Genomic DNA, 23,778 nt, shown 5'->3' on the forward strand with positions numbered 1-23,778 from the left:
TCGCTCCGTCAGGGCCGCCACAGCTCGATGGCGCCGGGTTTGCTCGCGCGGTCGAGCTTCATCTTGACGTCGAGCACGAGGCCGCTCCCCTCGCGCAGCAGGCCCTGCACGAGCGGCCAGCCGCCGGCGAGGAACTGATCGTGCGAAACGGCCAGCACGACAGCGTCGGCTGGACGCAACGCCTCGACCGCGGTCAGGCCGATGCCGTACTCCTCGTGCACCGCCGCGCCATCCGCCAGGGGATCGACGACCTGCACCTCGATGCCGAACGACTGCAATTCGCTGATGATGTCGATCACCCGGGAATTGCGGATGTCCGGCACGTTCTCCTTGAAGGTCATGCCGAGGATCGTGACCACGCCGCTGCGGCCCTTGCGCTTCAATAGCCCGCGAATGCATTCGCGCGCGATGCGCCGGCCCATCTCGTCGTTGATGCGACGCCCTGCGAGGATCACCTCGGGATGATAGCCGGCCTTCTCGGCGCGATAGGTCAGGTAATAGGGATCGACGCCGATGCAGTGGCCGCCGACGAGGCCGGGCGTGAACGGCAGAAAGTTCCACTTGGTCGCGGCGGCCGCGAGCACGTCGCCCGTGTCGATCTCCAGCGCCTGGAAAATCAGCGACAGCTCGTTCATGAAGGCGATGTTCAGGTCGCGCTGGGTGTTCTCGATCACCTTGGCCGCCTCGGCGACCTTGATCGACGGCGCGCGATGAATTCCGGCCTCGACCACCGATCCGTAGACGTCCGCGACGATCTGCAGCGTCTGCGGATTCTGTGCCGACACGACCTTGGTGATCGTCTCGAACCGATGCGTCTTGTCGCCAGGATTGATGCGCTCGGGCGAATAGCCGACGTTGAATTCGTGGCCCGCCTCCAACCCCGAGCCGCTTTCCAGCAGCGGAACGCAGTCCTCCTCGACGGCGCCCGGATAGACCGTGGACTCATAGACCACGATATCGCCGCGCTTCAGCACCGCCCCGACGGTCCGCGTGGCCGCGAGCATCGCGCTCAGATCGGGGCGACGGGCGCTGTCGATCGGGGTGGGAACGGTGACGATGAAGAAATCGGCATCGGCCATCTCGGCGGGGTCGCTGGTGAAGCGCAGACCGGATCGTTTGAGATCGGCCGCTTCCACCTCCCAGGTGCGGTCCTTGCCGTCCCTCAGCTCGGCGACTCGACCAGCGTCGATGTCGAATCCGATCACCGGGCAGCCGGCGCGCGCGAACGCAGCGGCGACCGGCAGGCCGACGTAACCAAGGCCTATCACCGCGATCTTCCGGCCATGAGACATAAATTGATATTCCGGTCGTTTCGGAGGCCATTGACGCCATCCCTGCGACTGTTTAGCCACCGGGGCGTCAGGACCGCAAGGGGTCGGCCGCCGCCACGGCGCGGACCCCGTCTGAGGTCCGGTCCGCCAGGACGGGGAGTTGCGCGTCTTCGCACTCGGCTTGGGCCCCTTCAACCAAGAGCGAAGCCGACCCTCGCATGCGTGCGTTTTTGATTCTCCTCCTTCGGATCGTGGTGTCGCTCGCCCTGCTGTATCTGGCGCTGCGCGGAATCAATTTCGCGGCGATCCGCGAACGGCTGAGCCAGATCAGCATCGGCTGGATCGTGCTGGCCGTCGGCATCACGCTGGTTCAGATCTTCATTGGCGCGCTCCGCTGGCGCGAGATATCGGCACTGTGCGGTGCGCCGCTGACCGACCTCACGGCGTTCCGCTACAACATGATCGGCGCGTTCTTCAACCAGACCCTGCCCTCCTCGATCGGCGGCGACGCGGTCCGGCTGTGGCTGATCGGCCGCACCGGCGCCGGCTGGCGCGCCGCGAGCTACTCGATCCTGACCGACCGCGCCGTCGGCTTCATTGCGCTGGCGCTGATCATCGTGGCGAGCCTACCGTGGAGCTATGGCATGATCGCCGACGAGCATGGCCGCCTCGCATTGGTGCTGGTCGATGTCGCAGCCTTGGCCGCCGGCGTCGGCTTTCTCGTGATGGGCTACCTGCCGGCGAAATGGATGAAGGCGTGGTGGCCAACGCGTCACGTCTACGCGTGCTCGGTGATCGCCAACAAGGTGATCTTCGGCCCGACCACGGCCGCCAAGATCGCCGTGCTGTCGCTCTCGATTCATGTGCTCGCCGTGGTCATCGCCTGGTGCGCCGTGCGCTCGATCGCAGCCCCCGCCGCATTCGAGCAGTTGTTCCTGCTGACACCGCCGATCATGCTGATCACGATGCTGCCGATCTCGATCGCCGGCTGGGGAGTGCGCGAGGCGACGATGATGGTGGCATTCGGTTACGCCGGGCTGGCGCCGGCTGACGGCACGGTGGTGTCGATCCTGTTCGGCGCCGTCTACTTCATCGTCGGCGGCATGGGCGGCCTCGTCTGGATTCTCAGTGCCGAGAAGGGCCAGGGCAAGATGGCGGTTCCCGCCACGGTCGAGGACTGAGCAGCTTTACGCCCGCGCCCATTCGTCGTGCCAGGCCTCGGCCATCAGCACGTTCCACAGCCAATAGGAATGATTGTGCCGGCGGCTGAGATGCTCGTCGAACATGCGCGTCACCCGCGCCGGATCGAACAGGCCCTGCCGCTTCAGACGCGCCGGTGACAGCAGGTCCGCAGCCCATGATTTCAGCGGCCCGCGCAGCCACGCATCCAGGGGAATGCTGAAGCCGGTCTTTGGCCGGTCGATCATCTCGGCTGGCACATGGCGATACAGCACCTGCCGCACCAGCCATTTGCCGCGTCCATCGCGCACCTTCATACCAGGCGGAACCCGCGCTGCGAACTCGACGACGTCCTTGTCGAGGAAAGGCACGCGCGTCTCCAGCGCCACCGCCATCGCCGCTCGATCGACCTTCTGCAGGATGTCGTCGCTGAGATAGCTCAGCGAGTCGGCCAGCGTCATCCGGTCAAGCGGATCGAGCCTACACGTCAGCTGTCGCATCTCGTTTGCGGCCCAGCCCGACTGCTCCTCGCCGTCGACGACCGTTCCGGCCGGATCCTGATCGATCGAGCACAGCGCACGGTACAGACCATCAAAGCCATCTGCAGCGATGATGCGGCCGAGCTTGGCCACCTGATCGCCGGCATGCCGGACCTTGAGGCGCGCCGGCAGCACGGGCTGCAGCGCGTTGAGAATCGTGTCGGCCGGCTGCGGCGCGATTGCGCCGAGAACAGCGCCGATGGTCCGGCGCAGCGGCATCGGCAGGCGGCCGAGGCGGGCCTGCAGCGCCCCGCCCCAGACATGCCTGTTGTAGCCCCCGAACAGCTCGTCGCCGGCGTCGCCCGACAGCGCAACGGTGACGTGCCGGCGCGCCAGCTGCGCCACCAGATGCGTCGGGATTTGCGAAGAATCGGCGAACGGCTCGTCATAGATCCGCGGCAGCTTCGGTACGACATCCAGCGCGGTCTGCGCATCGACATAGAGCTCGGTATGGTCGGTGCCGAGATGCTGCGCAACCCGGCGCGCATCCTCGGCCTCGTTGTAGCCGCCTTCGCTGAAGCCGATGCTGAAGGTCCGCACCGGCTGGCTCGCCTGCGCCTGCATGAGCGCCACGATGGTCGAGGAATCGACGCCGCCGGATAGGAATGCGCCGAGCGGCACGTCCGACAGGCACTGCCGCTTGACGGCCACGGACAGCAGTCGCTCGAGGCTCGCGATGGCCTCCTGCTCGCTGCCGATCCGTTCGTGCTGGCCGGCGACGACGCGGTCGCGCAGCGACCAGTACGGTCGGGGCGCGGGCCAGCTTCCTGGCGCGACGTCGGTGGAGAAGCTCACGAACGAGGCCGCGGGCAGCTTGCGCACCCCCGTCCAGATCGTGGCCGGCGCGGGCACGTAGGAATAGCGCATGAACGCCGTGAGCGCCGCGCGGTCGAGCGACGGCGCCCAATCAGGATGGGCTGCCAGCGCCTTCAGCTCGGAGCCGAACACCAGATCGCCGCCGCTCCAGCCGTAGAACAGCGGCTTCTCGCCGAAGCGGTCGCGGGCCAGCGTCAGTTGCCGCGTCTCGGCATCCCACAGAGCAAAGGCGAACATGCCGATCAGGCGCTGCAGCGCCGGCTCGACACCCCATTGCCGGATAGCGGCCAGCAGCGTCTCGGTGTCGGAATGGCCGCGCCAGTTCGGCGCGGCGCCGCAAGATTCCAACTCGACCCGAATATCGAGATGGTTGTAGATCTCGCCATTGAACGTGATCGTGTAGCGCCCGCAAGCGCTGTGCATCGGCTGCGCGCCCGCCTCGGAAAGATCGAGAATCGCAAGACGGCGCTGCCCGAGGGCGGTGCCATGCCGCGCATCTGTCCATGTGCCCGACGCATCCGGGCCCCGATGAACGAGAGCCGTCGTCATCCGCGCGACCGTGCCGGTCAGCCGGCCCTCATCGGCGCCGCCGGGACTGAAAAGACCGGCAATGCCGCACATGATTGGATCGTTCCCGGATTCCTGAAGCGTGCAAAGCTGACGAAGCCCAGCTCTGTCGCACCGATCAACCGATGGCCATCGGCTTCCGCGGCAGAGGTTTTGCACGACCGTTGCGAAAATACAATATCGACGAAGAGAGCCAACTATCGCGCCCCGAAAAAATACATTATTGGGAGGTGGAAATCAGAACAGACCGCCCGGGTCTCGTGGTCACGCGTGCTCCGATTCCGAAGTTCGATTCTGTCTGCATGCACCGCGGCTCGCGAATCCTGGGCATCGAAGTGGACTCCATGGCCTCGTTGTCGTCCTGCCTCGAAGATGAAGTTCCAGTGGCGGCGATCGGGCTGACCAATCCGGTCTTCGTATTCGGCGCGGCCGTAGAGACAGTTCTTGCGTGAAGGCCCGACGATGAGACCGATCGATCAGACAACGAAGCGCACCGACGTCAGCATCGATACGAGCTACCGACCGGACATCGACGGGCTGCGCTGCATCGCCGTGATGCTGGTCCTGATCTATCACCTGTTTCCGAAGGCGGTGCGCGGCGGGTTCATTGGCGTCGACATCTTCTTCGTGATCTCCGGCTATCTGATCACCTCCATCCTGTATTCGAGCCTGCAGCTCGGAAACTACAGCATCCTGACGTTCTATCAGCGGCGCATTCGACGGATCTTCCCGGCGCTCGTCACGGTGCTCGCGGTCACTTTCGCGATCGGATGCGTGGTGCTCTCTCCCGAGGAGCTCGTGTCGCTGGGGCAGACGACGTTCGGCGGCGCGACGTTCTCGGCCAATCTCGTGCTGCTGAAGCAGATCGGATATTTCGACATCGCCGCCGAGAACAAGCCGCTGTTGCATCTCTGGTCGCTGGGAGTCGAGGAGCAGTTCTACATCGGCTGGCCGCTGATACTGGCCGCCGCCTATCGGTCCAGACTCAATCTGACGACGCTCGTCAGCATCATCTTCGTAGCCTCTTTCATTCTCAACGTCGCGATCGTTTACAAGCATCCGGACTGGGCCTTCTACTTTCCACTGTCCCGCGCCTGGGAGCTCGCGGCAGGTGCTGGAATCGTGTTTGTTGGCCAGCTGCTGCAAAAGCCGGCGTTGATCGCTGCCCATGATCGGATTGATCGCGCGCTCTCCGCGATGGTCTGGGACCCTGCCCGCAGGAGCGACCTGCCGGGAGTCGCGAGCGACATTCGGGCCTCGCTCGGTGTCATCCTGATCCTGGTGGCCGCATTCAGCCTCACGAGCCGCTTGCCCTTCCCGGGCTACGCTGCGCTGCTGCCGGTGATCGGAGCCGTGCTCCTGATTTCCGCTCCCGGTTCTCTGTTCAATCGCCGGGTGCTGGCCAGCCGGCCCTTCGTCTTCATCGGCCTGATCAGTTATCCGCTGTATCTCTGGCACTATCCCCTGGTCGCCTATGCGCGGCTCACCAGCGATGACGTTCTCCGTCCGCCCATGCTGCTTGCGATCGGCGCAGCCAGCATCGTGTTGGCGTGGCTGACCTATCGTTTCGTGGAATCGCCCATCCGCTTTCAGCCGTTCGGCCGCAAGCGGATCGTTGCGCTCGCCGGGTCCATGGCTCTGATCGCGGTCGCCGGGGGTGTGGCCGTTTGGGGCGACGGCTTCGAAAGCCGTCTGCCGGAGAAGGTCCGGGCCTATGTTGCAGCGAACCGCGGCGATGAGACATCGGCACACTGGCGCCGCGGAAGCTGCCTTCTTCTGCCCGATCAGGACGCCAGCCAGTTCGGGGCGGAGTGTACGGCGGACCGTCGCCGGCCGTTGGTGCTGCTGTGGGGCGACTCCTACGCCGCTGCGCTTTATCCCGGCATGAAGGCCTTGCAGCGCGAGGCCGAGTTCGGTCTTGCGGAGCTCACCGCGAGCGCCTGCCCGCCAGCGCTCGGCTTCGTCCAGCCATTACGTCCATTCTGCACTGGCGCCAATGAGGAGGTGGTCCGAAAGATCGACGACCTCAAGCCGGACATCGTGCTGCTGCACTCCACCTGGATGGTGGACCTGACCAGCGTCGAGCCGATGCTGCAGCGGACCGTGAGCAGGATCCGGGAGGCGGGCGTGCAACGGATCATCATCGTCGGCCTCGTTCCGTCGTGGCGCGGCCGGAGCCTGCCGCAGAACCTGGTCGACTACTACCTCAAGGATCCGACACATCCGCTGTTGCCGGAACGGACGACTTTCCGCTTGTTCCCTAGTCAGGACCAGAACGAAAAGCTGAAGTCCATCGCGGCGCGATTGAAAGTCGAGTTCATCTCTCCCCTCGACATCATGTGCAATCAGTCCGGCTGCCTCACGCGCGTGGGGGATGCTCCCGGCGACCTGACAGCCTTCGACACCGGGCATCTGACCGTACCGGGATCGACCTATCTCGCGCGGGCCATGAAGTCCCAGATTTTCAAGAACGGCATCCGCGCCCCAGAAAAACCGGCTCAATGACCTCCGTTTTGTTCCCCGGCGCATCCCGTGGCGCCACCTACAAGCTTCGCATCGCGCAGTTCGTGTTCGGAAAATGCCCCTATCTCGTCAGCACGCTGGTTTTCCTGATCTGGCGATCGACGACGGGAAACAAGGGCCTGGATCAGTTCTTCACGCTGCCATCGCCGCGCTATCGGACGATCTGCAATCTTCTGACCCGTGTCCCGGGCCTGTCCGAGACCGCCCGCTTCATGCTCGACAGCGCCGTGATCGACGGCGCGGTCTGTGACATCGTGGAATATGGCACCGGCCGTGCGCTCGGCAATACCACGCCATATCGCGAGGCAACGGGCCGCATCCTCCGCCACTTCGAGTTTCACGGCAAGCTCGCCCAGGAGCATTACAGGGCGGCCGTCCCCGACGACTCGATCTACGAGAGCGATCGCTCCCTTGAGGAGGCGATCGGACGTCTGGACGACCTTGAGTCGCACGAGCGCAGCCGGGTCGGCGGATGGCTGTTCTTCGCGCTCCGAAAGCTGCTTCTGCTCGTCTATCACGACGGCCGCGGCGAGCAGGTCCCACGGCTGGGCGCGCGCTCATTGCAGCTGCAGGCCAAGCTCAGCCGCGATCTCCCTCGCCCGTCAAAGCAGCTCGCCGAGATTCTCGAGGCGCGTCAGATCGAGTTCAACGATCTCAAGCTGATATCGCCCGACTGGTCGGCGCTGATTGGGCATATGGGCCATCTCGACGTCCACTTGAGGATGCGGGACATGGGCTGGTGGAGCGGCTCGCCCCTGCTGGCGACCGAGACGGACAAGATCGCCAACCGCTATTACTTCGAGCTCCTGCAGGAACGCTGTCCGACCCTCGTCCTCGAGGACGGGTTGAGCACGGCCGTCTGGGCCGAGCTCTGCGCACTGACCAAGTATTTCGGCGTCTCGCACCAGCTCTGGGGCTCAGGGGAACGTGCCGTCGGCTATTGGAACGACTGGGGCGCCGTCGCCCTCAAGGAATGGTCGGACCGCGGGCTGGGCTACCCCATGCTGGACGCCTATGATCGGAAATTCCAGCATTCGGACGAGGCCGCCTCCCGAATGGCGGCGTTCCGGCGGAGCTTCGGCATGGCCGATGGCGAGTGGTACGTCTGCCTTCATATGCGCGACGCGGCGACACGCGGCGAACGCAGCGGGGTCGGAGAGACCGTACGCAACGCCGGCCTCGCGAACTATTTCGAGGCGATCAACCATATCACGGCCCAGGGCGGCTGGGTGGTGCGGATGGGCGGACCGAACGTCCCCCCACTGCCGAAGATGACCCGCGTGATCGACTATGCGCGCTCCGATGCGCGATCGCCGCTGATGGATCTGCATCTGGTCCGCAACGCGCGCCTCTTCATCGGCACCACATCCGGCTTCGCCTACGTCGCCACCAGCTTCGACGTACCTTCGGCGCTCGTCAACTGCATCAGTTCGATCGGCCTGCTGTGGACCGAACGAACCCGTTTCGCGCTGAAGCCGATCCGGACGTCCGAAGGAAGGCTGTTGAGCCAGCGCGATCAGACCTCGGATCGCTGGCGCTGGGCATTTCCCACACACGAATCCCTGGCAAAGGCCGGCCTTGCACTGAGCGACAACAGCGCCGACGAGATCCTCGAGACCGTGAAAGAGGTCGAGGAGCTCGCGCGCGGACAGCGGCATCCGTCGCCGCTGATCGAACGCTGGTGCGCGTCGCTGACGAACCCAGGCTTCTATGGGGCGTCGCTACCGAGCCGTCATTTTCTTGACAAGCACAGCCCGGAGCTACTGGACCCGGCCTGAAGCGGATGACACGCCCCCACAACGCGAAACGATCGAGCTTACAACCTGCACTGGGACCCCGCGTGAAAAAGCCGAATAGCACTCTCAAAAAGGCGAGCAGAACGAAGCTTGCGACGTGTATAGACCTTCGGTAGCGTACGCAGGTAGGGGCGAGTAAGCATGCAACATCTGGATCACCGGCGTGACATCGATGGACTTCGCGCCGTTGCCGTACTGTCCGTCGTTTTCTTCCATGCGACACCGCATAAACCCGTCGGAGGTTTCGTCGGAGTCGACATTTTTTTCGTGATTTCCGGCTTCTTGATCACTTCGATCATCATGAAGAACATGGAGCAAGGCAAGTTCAGCTTTGCTGAGTTCTATGGTCGGCGCATTCGGCGGCTTTTTCCAGCGCTCGCAATCGTCATGACGGCTTGCCTTGCGGCCGGCTGGGTGATGCTTTTCCCCGACGAGTACTGGATGCTGGGAAAGCATGCCCTGGCAGGCAGCTCATTCGTTTCGAATCTCGTCTTCTGGAGCGAAGCAAACTATTTCGATGTCACAGCATCGGCCAAGCCGTTTCTCCATCTCTGGTCATTGGGCATCGAGGAGCAATATTATCTGTTCTGCCCCGCGATCTTGTGGTTGGCGATACGGCTCCGACTGAACCTCATCACCCTGACCCTGGCTGGTCTGCTCCTCTCATTCCTGGTCTGCACCGACCTCGTCAGATACAATGCGACCGCGGCATTCTATTCGCCGCTGACCCGAAGCTGGGAACTCTTCATGGGCGGGCTTCTCGCCCTCATGACCTTGCAGGCCGGCTCGGATCCGAAGCGTGATGTTGGGGAGCGCATCGCCGCAGCGCTGACCCCTATCCTCTTCAGCTCGTCCGGACCGCGCATACGAGTCGAGCAGCTTCGGACCTTTGCGTCCATCTTGGGGTTCATCCTCGTCGCCTACGCGATCATGGATGTGCGCGCAGATCGTTTCCCCAGCTGGTCGGCCCTGACGCCTACACTTGGCGCGACGTTGCTGATCGCCGCCGGGCCGACGACCTGGATCAACAGAAATCTGCTCGGCAACCGGGTCATGGTCTGGTTTGGCCTGATCAGCTATCCTCTCTATCTCTGGCACTGGCCGCTACTCTCGTTTGCCTACATCCGCGACCAACAATCGCCGCCGCTTCCATTGGCGCTCGCTATCGTAGCGCTCAGCGTGCTGCTCGCTTGGCTCACCTATTTGATCGTCGAACGTCCGATCCGGACAACCGGGCGCCCCGCCGCCGTGACCGGCGGCCTCCTGGCGGCAATGGTCGCCGTCGGCGTATTTGGTGCGGTCAACTTCGCAAATGGCGGATTCAGCTGGCGGCTGAAGGACCGCCAGCAATTCGCGGACTACTTTGACGCTCTCGCCTACGACGGATCCAAATTCGTCGAGGAACGTGAGCAGATCTCGCAGAACAAGTGCAACTTCTACAACTACAAGAGCAGCCTGCCGACCCTGGTTCCTCGACCCGAGATCGCTCCGGAGTGCTACATCAAGACCGGAACGAAGTCAGTCATGCTGTGGGGCGACTCGCACGCAGCGCATTACCTTCACGGGCTTCAGCAGACGTTGCCGGCTGACATCACCCCGCTTCTTGTTTTCGGATCCGGCTGCCGCGCGAGGTACCCCAACGAGGCGAATGCCAACCAGGAAAGATGCGACAAGGCGAACTCTTTCGCCTTGAAGGTCGCCCGCGAACGGACCCCCGACATTGTCATCATGGCAGCAACCACACCGCTTGAGGTCGAGTTTGCACGAAGCATGACAGCGACGTTGAAGAGCTACGGCGTGAAGCACGTCATTGTCATGGGCCTCGTCCCTCACTACCGCGCGTTTCTCTACAAGATCATCTTGCGCCGGTATTGGCCGGAGATACCTCGCCGCACCACCGGCTTCCTCGATCCACGACACGTAAAGTTCGATCAGGACTTCCGCGCCAGCCTTTCTGCAAACGAGCCGTTCGAGTTCGTCCACACGTTCGATACATTCTGCAACAACGAGGGTTGCCTTGCTTACGTCGGAGACGACGTCTACGAGGGGCTCGTCGTGTTCGATCATCAGCACCTGCGACCGCGGGCTTCAATCTATTTTGCCCAGACGACATTGACCCCCTTGATCCTGCGACTCCTGGCCCAAGATCGCACTGCTCAAACCACGGGGGATACCGCGGCTGCCATGAAATGAGCTCGCTCCGATCACTGCCGGGGAGCATTGGCCGTCCGCGGTCGAACGTCTCGAGTTCATCGGCCGGAAGACGAATTGGCAGGTCAAATGCATAGCGCTCGGCGGCGGATTGAACCCGCTCCGAGGCGGGAGCACCGGCTTAGCTTCGGACAGATGATTGCCCACTGTCGTCCGGCAGCAACCGATCAAAATTCAAGCCCGCCTTCCGGGACCATTCGGTCGTGGCGACGTCGACCGTGCGGTAGAGCAACGTCGAGACGGCGAACACCACCGAGATCGTGACGACCGCCGTGATCGCCACATTTGCCCCGTAGGGCAAATGACTGAGCGCCAATGCGGAGCCGCTGCTGACGCTGCAGATGATGGGAATGTGAACCAGGTAGAGGACGAAGGACAGCTTTCCGAGATAGCGGCCGAAGGCACTGCCAAATGCGGATTGCAGGCTGCGGCTATACAGAAGCGCGCCGACCACGATGATGGCTCCGATCATGTGAAAGGCCGTGGTCGGCAGACTCCTCGGAAAAAAGGGATGCCAGGACGCCACCATCCCCTCCGGCGTGTGCGAGTACGCTCCGAAATAGAGCCCGACGACAAAAACGAGTGCGACCAGGATCTCTCGCCCCCGCTCCGAAGGCAGCCAGCGCGCGAAAGCAGCGCCGACCTGTCCTTCCAGCTCGTAGAACAGAACGCCGAAGGCGAAGAGCGCGTAGTAGGAATCGTAGCTCCAGGCCAGATAGAGAGCGGCGGCCCCAATTCGGACCATTCGATTGCGGATGCAGACATAGGCCAGGAAGATCGTGATCGAGCCGATGAGCTCGATGCGCATGGTCCACAGATTGGAATTGTAGTCGGCGCGGCCGTTGCGAAACGCATCGTACAGCGCCTCGCGCACCATGCTCCAGAAGCTCGGCTCGAAACCCTGATACCACATTGCGAGCCAGTCGCTGTGGGTCACCAGATGGGCGGCCTCGACGTTGCGCATCATTCCCGCAGCCATGATGGCCCAGGCAATCGTCGAGGTCATGAGCATCGGCACCGCGAGCCGCAGGTAGCGCCGCACGATCTGGGCCGGCAAGCTCAGCGTCGTCGCCTCGCTGAAGCCCGCCAGCACGTAGCCGCTGAGCACGAAGAAGATGCAGACGGCAAAGGATCCCTTCCAGAGCCAGCTCAGGAGTGAAACGCCGAGCCACATCTCCGCGGGAAAGTGGATCTCGGCCGCCTTGAAGCTGACCATCCCCGGGAAGACGGCCAGGATGAGGTGTCCGAAGAAGACGATGCACGCGGCGCTCCCTCGCAAGCCGTCGAGAAACGGCCGCCGCGCCATTTCGCCGGCTTTGGAAACGTCTCGCCCCAAAATTCCTTCTCCCCCTCAATCGTTCGAGGAGGACTGCTAGCAGCCCCGACACGTTTTCCCAAGCAGATCCTTGTGTCCGAGGCATTCATCGCGGCGGATCGCCTGCCCAGCGCCGCGCATTCGCCGGGTCGATGTCGGGGCGACGGCGCCAAGCTTGGCAGGCCCGGTCAGAGTTGGTACGGTCCCCGCCCCGTGCTGCCTTGGCCTTTCGTCATGCTCTTCACCCAATTCGAATTCATCTTCCTGTTCTTGCCGGTGACCTTCGCCGGCTATTTTCTTATCGGACGTCATTTCGCCGATCCAACTCCACGTCTCGCCTGGCTGGCTGCGGCGTCGCTGGTGTTCTACGCCAATTGGGACATCGGCTTCGTCCCGATCATCGTGACGTCAATCATCGTCAACTATGTCCTTGGACTGCTGATCTCCGCGCAGACATCCAAACCCGCGCGAACCCGGCTGTTCGCGGTGGCCGTCGCCGCAAACCTCCTCGCGCTCGCCTTCTTCAAGTACACGAATTTCGGCATCGATATCTTCGATGCGATCATGCGCACCCGGCATTCACATCTGGACATCGCGCTGCCGCTGGGGATCTCGTTTTTCACGTTCACGCAGCTGGCCTATCTTGCCGACGTCTATGCCGGCGTCGCAACCGAGCGCAACTTCGTCAAATACACCCTGTTCGTGACCTATTTTCCGCATCTGATCGCAGGACCGATCCTGCATCACCGGGAGATGATGCCGCAGTTCGGCTCGGATGAAAGCAAGAGCGTATCGGTCGAGCGCGTCGCCACCGGCCTGACCATCTTCATCATCGGATTGTTCAAGAAGGCGGTGATCGCGGACGGATTTGCGCTGATCGCAAATCCCGTCTTCCAGACAGCGAGCCGGTTTCATCTTCATGCGATCGATGCCTGGGGCGGTGCGCTGGCCTACTCGCTGCAGATCTACTTCGACTTCTCCGGCTATTCGGACATGGCGATCGGACTGTCGCTGCTGTTCGGCATCCGCCTTCCATTCAATTTCGACGCCCCCTACAAGTCCCGCAGCATCATCGAATTCTGGCGCCGCTGGCACATCACCCTGTCGCGCTTCCTCAGGGATTATCTGTACATACCTCTCGGCGGCAACCGTCACGGCAGCAACCGGCGCCGCCTGAACCTGTTTCTCACGATGGTGATCGGCGGCCTCTGGCACGGCGCCGGCTTCACGTTCGTGATCTGGGGCGCACTCCACGGCGGCTACCTGATCGTCAATCATGTGTGGCGCGAGACCGTCGATCGCTCGCCGGTGCTGCAACGGCACGTGAACAGCATCTGGTATGTCGCATCGGCGCTGGTGCTGACCCAGCTGGCCGTGGTCATCGCATGGGTCTTCTTCCGCGCCGAAACTCCCAGGATCGCCGGTCGTGTGCTCCGCGCCATGGTTGGAGCGTCGCTGAACGAGCAGATCGCGCCCACCACCACGGTGACCTGGCTGTCGCTCGCGGCCGTGATCGCCGGCTACGCGGCCTGCCTGGCGCTCCCCAACGTCAACGCCATGTTCGAACGCTGGAACGTCGGCCTCAAGAGCTACAACAATCCGCGGGGCTGGAGCCTGGTTGACTTGCACTGGCGCCCGACCACCGGTTGGGCCGTCGCGGCGTCCCTGGTCTGCTCGGCGGCGCTGCTGGTCAGCCTTCTCGCTGGCGACGGAACGCAGTTTCTCTATTTCCAGTTCTGACATTCGCCGGAGCACGACGTGTTGGAACATCGGATCGTTGACGACGCCACGCCACAGACCGCGTATGCGTCACGCCAGGCGGAGGGGCTGAAATCCTCCGCTGCGATCACGCGCTACGTCAGGACTCTGATCAGCGCCGCGATCGCGACCGTTCTCGGGCTCGCCGCGATCTGTCTGACGATCGGAGGCCCGCTCTCGAAAATCGATCATCTCGGACAGATTCCGCTCGACGATGATTATCGTTTCTACCGCAACTACGGCGACTGGATGAGCAAGGAGATCCAGGACCGCGACATTCTCTATCATGGGATCGGCCAGTCGATCGAACGCGCGCGCGAGGCCGACGTCATCCTGCTCGGCCATTCGATGGTGCTGTGGGGCTTCGATCCGGCGCAGCTTCGGGAGTTCGAGCGCAAGCACGGTGTGAAGATCTACAACATGGCATCGGCTGGCGATGCCAGCGGCGAGTTTCTGCGCCAAGTTGCCGTCCGGTGGCAACTGCATCCGAAACTCTGGCTCCTCAACGCAGACGACAAGGGCGGCAGCTTCTTCGATGTCAAGCTGGAGGATCTTGGGATGTCCGGCTCCGGCTCGGCCGCCCAGGTGGTTCGTCATGGCAGGCTCAAGGGCTATGTCACCGTCGCGCTTCGCAACACGCGCTGGCGCATTCAGCAGTACCTTGCCTCACACCTGCCGGCGGCCATCAAATCGGTCCTGCTGCCGGGGCCCGGCCTCCCGCTTTGGCGAAACATCGAGCATGGCGATTGGCATCTCGACCGCATGCCGCAATATCTCGAGCCTTCCCACAATCCTCCGATCCAACTGACACGGGACCAGAATTGCGCGGCATCGGCCGACGAGATCGCAAAGGCAAGGACGTTCACGGCCAGCATCGGCAGCACGGCGGCGCTGATGCTCGTCCCATATTGGGGGTTCTGTCCACTTCGCGTGCAGCAGATCGGGCAGGCTCTCGGCCTCGATGTTCTGATCCTCCGCAAGACGGCGTATACGTCGGGGGACGGCGGCGGACACTTGGACCACGATGGCGCACAAGCCTTCACCGCGGACTTCCTGAAGGAGCTTGAGCGCCTCCCGAGTTTTCGGGCCATCACGGCCTCGCGCACCGCGCCTCCGCGCGCTCCCTGAATAGAGACGCGATTGAGAGCGGCGAACGCCTGCTGGGACAACCCAACAGATCCTATCATCGGCCATACGCCTGCAGGACTATGTCGTAGCAGCCGCTGCAGAGCCACGTCGCGGAACCACGGTTTGTGGCTCTGCCTGTTTTACGTCAAAGTTTAGTATCATACCGCTGTCGATCAGTTGCGCCCGTTCACCAGTTCCGCTCGGAGATTCTCTGGCTTCGCGGCCACCTGCCTTGGCAATGCTCGGTTTTTGGCGTTGATGGGGACACAGATGAGGCGGAATTTTTGAGACCGCTGGCTTCTCTGCGCCAGCCGTTTGGACTATTGATCCGATTCTGCCAGGAGTTCGAGAATGGGCAGTGCCAACGCGCAGGTCGCGCGCACAGCCGTCGCCGGAGGCCGATTTTTTGCATCAGATGATAGACGTTCCGGCCAACGCTGCCTTTCAAACGATTCGAGCATCCTGCGATTCCGGGCAGACGATTGCCTTCGTGTCAGGCAACTTCAACGTCGTGCACCCCGGGCATTTACGGCTTTTGAAGTTCGCCGCCGAGCAGGCCGACGTGCTCGTGGTCGGCGTGAACGCCGATTCCACGCCGGGCGTGACCCTGGCGCAGGACATGCGGCTGGAAAATGTGCGCTCGATCGCCTTTGTGCACCATGTTGTGCGCTTGGAAACGACCGCCTCCGATTTCATCTCGCATCTGAAGCCGACCGTCGTCGTCAAGGGCAAGGAGTTCGAGGACCGCGCCAATCCCGAGCAGGAAGCTGTGGACGCCTATGGCGGCCGCCTGATCTTCTCGTCGGGCGAGTTGCGCTTCGCGTCGCTGTCGCTGCTGGAGCGCGATGCGAACATTGACATTTCCACCGTCCGCAAGCCGCTGGAGTTTCCCAAGCGCCACGGCTTCGAGATCTCGAACCTGAAGGATCTGCTCCGCAAGCTCTCCGGCATGCGGGTGGCCGTCATCGGCGACCTGATCGTCGATGAATACGTGACCTGCGACGCCGTCGGCATGTCGCAGGAGGATCCGACCATCGTCGTGACGCCGCTGATGACCCGCACCTTCGTCGGCGGCGCCGGCGCTGTCGCGGCGCATGCGCATGGCCTCGGCGCCGACGTGAAGTTCTTCACCCTGGTCGGCGACGACGAGGCGGCGCGGTTCGCGCGCAGCACGCTCGAGCAGCACGGCGTCAACTTCAACGCCTTCACCGACCAGAGCCGGCCGACCACCCGCAAGCAGCGTTTCCGCGCGCTCAACAAGACGCTGCTGCGCGTCAATCACCTGCGCCAGCACGCCTCCGATGCCGACCTGCAGCGGCAGATGCTGACTTCTGTCGAGCGTGCCTTGAAGACCTGCGACCTGCTGCTGTTCTCCTGCTTCAACTACGGCTGCCTGCCGCAGGATCTGGTCGACGCGATCGCCGATCGCGCCCGCGCCCAGGGCGTGATGATGGCGGCCGACAGCCAGGTGTCCTCGCAGACCGGCGACGTCTCCCGCTTCAAGGGCATGACCCTGCTCACGCCGACCGAGCGCGAGGCCCGCGTCGCGCTGAACGACTTCATCTCGGGCCTCGCCGTGATCAGCGAGCGGCTGGTCGAGCGCGCCCGCACCAAGAACCTGGTGATCACGCTTGGCGCCGAAGGCGCGCTGATCAACACCATGGCAGAGGGCATCTTCACCTCCGACCGCCTGCCGGCGTTCAATCCCTCCCCGAAGGACGTTTCCGGTGCCGGCGACAGCTTCTTCATGGCCTGCTCGATGGGCCTGCGCGCCGGCGCCGATATCTGGCAAGCGTCCTATCTGGGCTCGCTGGCCGCCGCTCTCCAGGTGTCGCGCGTCGGCAACCTGCCGCTGACGACCGCCGAGCTGGTGCGGGAGATCGACGAGACCGGCTTCAGCCAGGAATAGGATGTCGTCATGCGCGCCCTTCTGCTCGCCGCCGGCATCGGAAGCCGGCTGCGTCCGCTGACCAACACGACGCCGAAATGCCTCGTGCGCGTGCATGACCGGCCGTTGCTGGACTATTGGCTCGACCTTGTGTTCGAGGGCGGCATCGAGCGGGCGCTGTTGAACACGCATTGGCTTGCCGGGCAGGTCCGCGCGCATGTCGCGCAATCGCGCTGGCGCGACCGTATCGATCTCGTTCACGAAGATGAACTGCTCGGCACCGGCGGGACTGTGCTCGCCAACCGCGCCTGGTTCGGCGACCAGCCGTTCCTGGTGGCCCACGCGGATAATTTGACGGATTTCGACGTGAAGGGGCTGCTCGCTGCGCATCAGGGCCGACCCGAAGGCTGCATCATGACGATGCTCGCATTCCGGACCGACGATCCGAGCTCTTGCGGGATTCTCGAGCTGGATGATCAGCACCGGGTGCTCGCCTTCCACGAGAAGGTCGCAAATCCGCCCGGGAACCTCGCCAATGGCGCGGTCTACGTGTTCGATCCCGCTGTAATCACGGACATCGCGGCACTGGGAAAGCCGGTCGTCGATCTCTCCACCGAAATCATCCCCAACTATATCGGACGCATTTTGTGCGTGGAAACCAGCGGTTATCATCGGGATATCGGCAACCCGGAGAGCTTGCGCCGGGCCCATTTGGAGTTTAAGCACGAACCGCGCCGTGGCGGGGACGCTTGACGGGCGGCTATGGCCGCCGGGCTGGTCGCCTTCTTCTGCCAATTTGCATAAAGGTGCGCGCGACGCGCCAGCAGGCGACACGACAGGCGAGCCACGGGGATTGCGCAGATGAAGATATTCGTGACCGGAGCGTGCGGCTACAAGGGCAGCGTGCTCGTGCCGAAGCTCCTGAAGGCTGGCCACAAGGTCGTTGCATTCGACATCATGTGGTTCGGCAACTTCCTCGAGCCGCATCCGGATCTGACCGTGGTCCAGGGTGACGTCCGCAATCCCGACGCGATCGACCTGACCGGCGTCGATGCCATCATCCATCTCTCGAGCGTCGCCAATGATCCGTGTGGCGATCTCGACCCGAAGCTGACCTGGGAGATCTCCTGCCTCGCCACGATGCAGCTCGCCGATCGCGCCTACCGTCACGGCATCAAGCGCTTCATCTACGCGTCTTCCGGCAGCGTCTACGGCGTGAAGGAAGAGGAGCAGGTCACCGAGGATCTCGAGCTGCTGCCGATCTCGGAGTACAACAAGACCAAGATGTGCGGCGAGCGCATCGTGCTGTCCTACAAGGACGACATGGTGGTGCAGATCGTGCGCCCGGCGACCGTGTGCGGCTACTCTCCGCGGCAGCGGCTCGACGTGTCGGTGAACATGCTGACGATGCAGGCGCTCATGAACGGCCGCATCACGGTGTTCGGCGGCGACCAGACCCGGCCGAACATCCACATCGACGACATCACCGATCTCTATCTCTTCCTGCTCGATCATCCCGAGCACACCGGTGTCTACAATGCGGGCTTCGAGAACATCTCGATCCTCGACATTGCCAATATGGTCACCAAGCACGTGCCGGCCGAGGTCATCGTGACGCCCTCGAACGATCCGCGCAGCTATCGCGTCAACTCCGATCGCCTGCTTGCGACCGGCTTCCGTCCGAAAAAGACGGTGGAGGACGCGATCAAGGAAATCATCGGCATGTACTCGCAGGGCCAGCTCAAGAACGAGGACCGCTGGTACAATCTGAAATGGATGGAGAAGGAGGTCGTGAAATGAACGTTCTCGCCTTCAAGACTCCCGGCAGCCTGTTCGCCGACTACACAAGCCGTTTCAGCACCGTGCTGAAGGATTTCGACTGGGCTCCGGTCGAGAAGCTCGCCTACGACCTGCGCGACTGCTGGCAGACTGGCCGGCAGGTGTTCTTCTGCGGCAATGGCGGCAGCGGCGGCAACGCCAACCACCTCGCCAACGATTTCCTCTACGCGCTGTCGAAGACCCCAGGCTCGGGCCTGCGGGTGCATTCGTTGTCGTCGAACCCCTCGGTGATCACCTGCCTCGCCAATGATGAAGGCTACGACCAGGTGTTTTCGCTGCAGCTCGCGGTGCTCGCGCGCAAGGGCGACGTGCTGATCACCTTCTCCGGCTCCGGCAACTCGCCGAACATTCTGAAGGCCCTCGAAGAGGGCAAGAAGATCGGCATGACCTCCTATGCCGTGCTCGGCTTCACCGGCGGCAAGGCCAAGGCGCTCGCGGACGTGCCGATCCACTTCGCCGTCGACGACATGCAGATCGCCGAGGACGCGCAGATGGTGATCGGCCACATGATCATGCAGTGGCTGTACGCCCAGCGTGGCGACATCATCACGACGCGCGAGGTCTGACGGACAGAGACGATGGCTGCGAACGAAAAGTACCTGATCCTTGGCTCGAACTCCTTCTCGGGCGCAACCTTCGTCGACTTCCTGGCCGCGGCCGGTCACGACGTGATCGCCACCAGCCGCTCCGACGAGCCGCATGACGCGTTCCTGCCCTACAAATGGCAGAAGCGCCCGGGCTCCGTGCGGTTCAAGCGTGTCGACCTGAACCACGATCTCGAAGCGCTGAAGGCCCTGCTCGCCGCGGAGCGGCCGACCCATGTCGTAAACTTCGCGGCGCAGAGCATGGTCGGCGAAAGCTGGCTGTATCCGGACCACTGGATGATGACCAACGTCGTGTCCGCGGTCCGCCTGCACGATATCCTGCGCAACTATGACGGTCTCGACCGCTACGTCCACGTCACGACGCCGGAAGTCTACGGCTCGACCGAGGGCTGGGTGCGCGAGGACGCGCCGTTCAATCCGTCGACACCCTACGCGGTGTCGCGCGCGGCCGGCGACATGAGCCTGCGCACCTATTTCGCCAACTACCAGTTCCCTGTCGTGTTCACCCGCGCCGCCAACGTTTACGGCCCGGGCCAGCAGCTCTACCGCATCGTGCCGCGGACCATCGTGGCGGCGATGACCGGCCAGAAGCTGCGGCTCGACGGCGGCGGCAAGTCGGTGCGCGTGTTCATCCACATGACCGACGTGTCGGATGCGACGGTGAAGATCGGCCGCAGCGGCAAGCTCGGCGAGACCTATCACATCTCCGGCTACGAGCTGGTCTCGATCCGCACTTTGGTCGAGATGATCCTCGCCCGGCTCGGCAAGAACTTCGAGGATTGCGTCGAGATCGGCCCCGAGCGGCCGGGCAAGGACACCGCCTACACGCTCGACAGCTTCAAGCTGCGCACCGAGCTCGGCTGGCGCGACACCTACTCGCTGGAACAGGGCATTGACGACGTCATCGCCTGGGCGCGGCGCTTCGAGGATGTCATGGCCAAGCTGCCGACCAAGTACGAGCATAAACCCTGATTTATTCCTGCGCCTCCCCGGGGGGCGCGACTGGAGAGCACGATGAACGTGGCAGTCCGGAACACCGCGGCCAAGCCCGACGTGGCCGCCCTGAAGGCGCAGGCCGCCAAGCTGCGCGGCAAGATCATCGAGATGTCGCACAAGGCGCAGGCCGCGCATCTCGCGTCGTCGCTGTCCTGCGCCGATGCGATGACCGCGGCCTATTGGCACGTCCTGAACATCGATCCCAAGAACCCGACCGATCCGCAGCGCGATCGCTTCATCCTGTCCAAGGGCCACGCCGCCGCGGCGCTGTTCGCGACGCTTGCCATGAAGGGCTACTTCCCGATCGAGGAGCTCGACACCTATTGCCAGGACGGCGGCCGGCTCGCCGAGCATCCGCCGGCGAACCTCTTGCCCGGCGTCGAGGCCGCCACCGGCTCGCTCGGCCACGGCCTGCCACTCGGCTGCGGCATGGCGCTGGCCGGCCGCATCAAGGGCGAGAATTTTCGCGTATTTGCCCTGCTGTCCGACGGTGAGAACAACGAGGGCTCGGTGTGGGAGGCGGCGATGTTCGCTGCCGCCCAGAAGCTCGAGAACGTCTGCGTCGTCGTCGACTACAACAAGTGGCAGGCGACCGCGCGCTCCAACGAGACCCTGATGCTGGCGCCGCTGCGCGACAAATGGGCGGCCTTCGGCTGGGACGCCCACGAGATCGACGGCCATGACGTCGGCGCACTGGCGGAAGCCATGCAGAACATCCCGAACGGCTCGGGCAAGCCGGTGGCGCTGATCGCCCACACCGTCAAGGGCAAGGGCGTGTCGTTCATGGAGGACGACAACAACTGGCACTATCGCGCCCCCACCGCTGAGGAAGTCGTCAAGTCGTTCAAGGAGCTCGGCCTGTCATGAGAAACGCGTTCGCGGACGAACTGACCAAGCTCGGCAATGACGACCCGCGCGTCGTCATGCTGTCGGGCGACATCGGCAACCGGCTGTTCGACAAGTTCAAGGACAAGCACCCGAGCCGCTTCTTCAACTGCGGCGTCGCCGAGGCCAACATGATGGGCGTCGCCGCCGGCATGGCCATGAACGGCCTGCGCCCGGTCGCCTATACGATCACGCCGTTCGTGACGACGCGCTGCCTGGAGCAGATCCGCACCGACGTCTGCTATCACGAGGCGCCCGTGACAATCGTCGCCGTCGGCGCCGGCCTCGCCTATTCCGGCCTTGGGCCCACCCATCACGCCTGCGAGGACATCTCGTTCCTGCGCTCGATCCCGAACATGGTCGTGATCTGCCCGGGCGATGCCTTCGAGGTGCGCGGCGCGCTGCGCGCGGCGATGCAGCAGGACCGACCGGTCTACATCCGCATGGGCAAGAAGGGTGAGCCGGTCGTTCACAAGGGCCCCATCACGGATTTCAAGATCGGCAAGGCGATCACGATCGAGGAAGGCTCCGACGTGTGCCTGCTCTCGACCGGCAACATGCTGCCCGAAGCCATTGAAGCCGCACATAAGTTGAAGGAGAAGGGCATCTCCGCGGAGGTCGTCAGCTTCCACACGGTGAAGCCGCTGGATGAGGACAAGCTCAAGCAGGCCTTCAGCCGCTTCAAGCTGGTCGCCACCATCGAGGAGCATTCGCTGATCGGTGGCTTCGGCGCGGCGGTCTCCGAGTGGCTCGTCGACAGCGAGACGCACGCGAAGAAATTCCTGCGCTTCGGGACCCCGGATGCCTTCTTCAAGAAATCCGGTGAGCAGGAATATGCCCGCGAGGTGCTCGGCCTGACCGGCCACCAGATCGCGGACAAGATCATCCACGCCTTGAGCTGAGACATCACATGAAGACCCAAGCTGCCCTCCTGGTCCAGACTGGCCAGCCGCTCGTGCTCGCCGAGATCGAGACGCCCGCCTTGAAGCCGGGCCAGGTGCTGGTCGAGATCGCCTATTCCGGTGCCTGCGGCACCCAGGTGATGGAGTGGCGCGGCGACAAGGGCGAAGACAAATGGGTGCCGCATTGCCTCGGCCATGAGGGCACCGGCACGGTGATCGAGACCGGCAGCGCCGTCACCAAGGTCAAGGTCGGCGACAAGGTCGTGCTGTCCTGGATCAAGGGCACCGGCATCGAGGCCGGCGGCGCCGTCTATGATTGGGACGGCAAGAAGGTCAACGCCGGCGGCGTCACCACCTTCCAGCGTCACTCGGTGGTCAGCGAGAACCGCCTGACCCTGCTGTCGCCGGACCTGCCGATGGATGTCGCGGTGCTGCTCGGCTGCGCCGCGCCGACCGGCATGGGCGCAGTCTACAACGTGCTGAAGGTGCAGCCGGGCGACGCGGTCGCCGTGTTCGGCACCGGCGGCATTGGCCTCAACGCGCTGATGGCCGCCGCCCTCGCCGGCGCGATGCCGGTGATCGGCATCGATCCCAACCCGACGCGTCGCGCGCTGGCGCAGATCTACGGCGCGACCCATGTCATCGACGCGGCCTCCGACGTGCTGGCCGAGATCAAGAAGATCGTGCCGCAGGGCGTTGATCTCGCGGTCGAATCCTCCGGCATTCCGGGCGTGATGGATCAGGCGATCAACGCCACCCGCCAGCAGGGCGGCCGCGCGGTCGTGATCGGCAATGCCAAGCACGGCGCGGCGCTGACCCTGAACCCCGGCGTCTTCAACCAGGGCAAGAGCCTGCTCGGCACCTGGGGCGGCGACAGCGTGCCGGATCGCGATTACGGGCGCTACGGCCGGCTCTTGAGCTCCGGCCGCTTCCCGGTGCGCGACCTCCTGTCCAAGCCCTACAGCCTCGCCCAGGCTGACCAGGCGCTGCAGGACCTCGCCGCCGGCAAGGTCGGCCGTCCGCTGATCGACATGTCGCTGGCTTAAGATCAGGCCATGCGGATCGGGATCGACTTCGACAACACGATCGCCTGCTATGACGGCGTGTTTCATGCGGCCGCGCTGGAGCGCGGCCTGATCCCGGCCGACCTCGGCCGCGACAAGAATAGCGTGCGCGACCATCTCAACGGCTCGGGGCGCAAGGACGACTTCACCGAGCTGCAGGGCTATGTCTACGGCGCCCGCATGGACCTGGTGTCGCCCTACCCCGGCTTCGCCGAGTTCGTGACCGCGGCCCGCGCCGCCGGCCACGACCTGTTCATCGTCAGCCATAAGACCAAGCACCCCATTCTCGGGCCCAAGCACGACATGCACGCCGCCGCGCGCGGCTTCCTGATCGATCGCGGCCTGATGGGATCGGCCGCCAGCCAGATCGCGCCTGACAGGGTGTTCTTCGAACTGACCAAGGACGAGAAGGTCGCCCGCGCACATGCGTTGGCCTGCGAGGTCTTCGTCGACGATCTGCCGGAGATCCTGGGCATGAGCGGATTCCCGGACGGCA

19 protein-coding genes are annotated in these 23,778 nt (G+C 63.7%); 16 read left to right on the top strand and 3 right to left on the bottom strand.

Translation table 11 applies throughout. The annotated features are described in order from the left end of the window. Positions 1-8 precede the first annotated feature (8 nt). On the bottom strand, positions 9-1,292 hold the full coding sequence (locus BRAO375_RS11605) for a nucleotide sugar dehydrogenase (RefSeq protein ID WP_009027662.1): 1,284 nt from the start codon (positions 1,290-1,292) through the stop codon (positions 9-11). A gap of 197 nt (positions 1,293-1,489) precedes the next feature. Between BRAO375_RS11605 and BRAO375_RS11610 the strand changes: the two genes are divergently transcribed. Next, positions 1,490-2,452 (top strand): lysylphosphatidylglycerol synthase transmembrane domain-containing protein, encoded by a 963-nt coding sequence (locus BRAO375_RS11610; RefSeq protein ID WP_009027663.1) that lies wholly within the window; start codon positions 1,490-1,492, stop codon positions 2,450-2,452. A 6-nt stretch (positions 2,453-2,458) separates the two neighbouring features. On the opposite strand, the gene asnB is transcribed toward BRAO375_RS11610, so the two are convergent. Next, positions 2,459-4,426 carry an asparagine synthase (glutamine-hydrolyzing) gene (asnB, locus tag BRAO375_RS11615; RefSeq protein WP_009027664.1) on the bottom strand — a complete coding sequence of 656 codons (1,968 nt, stop codon included), beginning with the start codon at positions 4,424-4,426 and terminating at the stop codon, positions 2,459-2,461. A 71-nt stretch (positions 4,427-4,497) separates the two neighbouring features. Between asnB and BRAO375_RS11620 the strand changes: the two genes are divergently transcribed. The 4 genes from BRAO375_RS11620 to BRAO375_RS11635 all read left to right on the top strand — a co-directional run bounded on the left by BRAO375_RS11620 (position 4,498) and on the right by BRAO375_RS11635 (position 10,884). Further along, the gene (locus BRAO375_RS11620; RefSeq protein ID WP_035640022.1) at positions 4,498-4,824 is read left to right on the top strand and encodes a hypothetical protein; all 327 of its coding nucleotides are present in this window, start codon (positions 4,498-4,500) and stop codon (positions 4,822-4,824) included. A gap of 10 nt (positions 4,825-4,834) precedes the next feature. Further along, positions 4,835-6,877: an acyltransferase family protein gene (locus BRAO375_RS11625; protein ID WP_009027666.1), complete on the top strand. Its 2,043-nt coding sequence runs from the start codon at positions 4,835-4,837 to the stop codon at positions 6,875-6,877. Positions 6,878-7,107: 230 nt separating this feature from the next. Continuing rightward, positions 7,108-8,673 carry a TIGR04372 family glycosyltransferase gene (locus BRAO375_RS11630; RefSeq protein ID WP_244423167.1) on the top strand — a complete coding sequence of 522 codons (1,566 nt, stop codon included), beginning with the start codon at positions 7,108-7,110 and terminating at the stop codon, positions 8,671-8,673. Between the two features lie 159 nt (positions 8,674-8,832). Next, positions 8,833-10,884 carry an acyltransferase family protein gene (locus tag BRAO375_RS11635; RefSeq protein ID WP_009027668.1) on the top strand — a complete coding sequence of 684 codons (2,052 nt, stop codon included), beginning with the start codon at positions 8,833-8,835 and terminating at the stop codon, positions 10,882-10,884. Between the two features lie 139 nt (positions 10,885-11,023). Here the strand turns inward: BRAO375_RS11635 and BRAO375_RS11640 are convergent, their stop codons facing one another. After that, the gene (locus BRAO375_RS11640; RefSeq protein ID WP_083842468.1) at positions 11,024-12,208 is read right to left on the bottom strand and encodes an acyltransferase family protein; all 1,185 of its coding nucleotides are present in this window, start codon (positions 12,206-12,208) and stop codon (positions 11,024-11,026) included. A 243-nt stretch (positions 12,209-12,451) separates the two neighbouring features. On the opposite strand from BRAO375_RS11640, the gene BRAO375_RS11645 reads away from it, so the two are divergent. The 11 genes from BRAO375_RS11645 to BRAO375_RS11695 form a co-directional block, all read left to right on the top strand. Continuing rightward, on the top strand, positions 12,452-13,957 hold the full coding sequence (locus tag BRAO375_RS11645) for an MBOAT family O-acyltransferase (protein WP_009027670.1): 1,506 nt from the start codon (positions 12,452-12,454) through the stop codon (positions 13,955-13,957). 18 nt (positions 13,958-13,975) lie between these two features. Next, positions 13,976-15,103, top strand: a complete 1,128-nt coding sequence (locus BRAO375_RS11650) for a hypothetical protein (protein ID WP_009027671.1) — start codon at positions 13,976-13,978, stop codon at positions 15,101-15,103. 415 nt (positions 15,104-15,518) lie between these two features. Continuing rightward, positions 15,519-17,012 carry a PfkB family carbohydrate kinase gene (locus BRAO375_RS11655; protein WP_085964491.1) on the top strand — a complete coding sequence of 498 codons (1,494 nt, stop codon included), beginning with the start codon at positions 15,519-15,521 and terminating at the stop codon, positions 17,010-17,012. A 9-nt stretch (positions 17,013-17,021) separates the two neighbouring features. Then, on the top strand, positions 17,022-17,744 hold the full coding sequence (locus tag BRAO375_RS11660; protein WP_009027673.1) for a nucleotidyltransferase family protein: 723 nt from the start codon (positions 17,022-17,024) through the stop codon (positions 17,742-17,744). A 108-nt stretch (positions 17,745-17,852) separates the two neighbouring features. Then, entirely contained in the window at positions 17,853-18,791 is a 939-nt protein-coding gene (locus BRAO375_RS11665) for an NAD-dependent epimerase/dehydratase family protein (protein ID WP_009027674.1), read from the top strand. Then, positions 18,788-19,396 (top strand): SIS domain-containing protein, encoded by a 609-nt coding sequence (locus BRAO375_RS11670; RefSeq protein ID WP_035640025.1) that lies wholly within the window; start codon positions 18,788-18,790, stop codon positions 19,394-19,396. The genes BRAO375_RS11665 and BRAO375_RS11670 overlap by 4 nt, the downstream gene beginning before the upstream one ends. Positions 19,397-19,408: 12 nt before the next feature. Beyond that, the gene (locus BRAO375_RS11675; protein WP_009027676.1) at positions 19,409-20,407 is read left to right on the top strand and encodes an NAD-dependent epimerase/dehydratase family protein; all 999 of its coding nucleotides are present in this window, start codon (positions 19,409-19,411) and stop codon (positions 20,405-20,407) included. Positions 20,408-20,449: 42 nt separating this feature from the next. Continuing rightward, positions 20,450-21,298: a transketolase gene (locus BRAO375_RS11680; RefSeq protein WP_009027677.1), complete on the top strand. Its 849-nt coding sequence runs from the start codon at positions 20,450-20,452 to the stop codon at positions 21,296-21,298. Next, positions 21,295-22,218 (top strand): transketolase family protein, encoded by a 924-nt coding sequence (locus BRAO375_RS11685; protein WP_009027678.1) that lies wholly within the window; start codon positions 21,295-21,297, stop codon positions 22,216-22,218. Before BRAO375_RS11680 ends, BRAO375_RS11685 begins: the two co-directional genes overlap by 4 nt. Before the next feature lie 8 nt (positions 22,219-22,226). Further along, on the top strand, positions 22,227-23,264 hold the full coding sequence (locus BRAO375_RS11690) for a zinc-binding dehydrogenase (protein ID WP_009027679.1): 1,038 nt from the start codon (positions 22,227-22,229) through the stop codon (positions 23,262-23,264). 9 nt (positions 23,265-23,273) lie between these two features. Continuing rightward, positions 23,274-23,778 (top strand): HAD family hydrolase (locus BRAO375_RS11695; RefSeq protein WP_035640028.1); only part of this gene is annotated, 505 nt, incomplete at its 3' end.

The organism is Bradyrhizobium sp. ORS 375 (assembly GCF_000239775.1).
GTDB lineage: Bacteria > Pseudomonadota > Alphaproteobacteria > Rhizobiales > Xanthobacteraceae > Bradyrhizobium.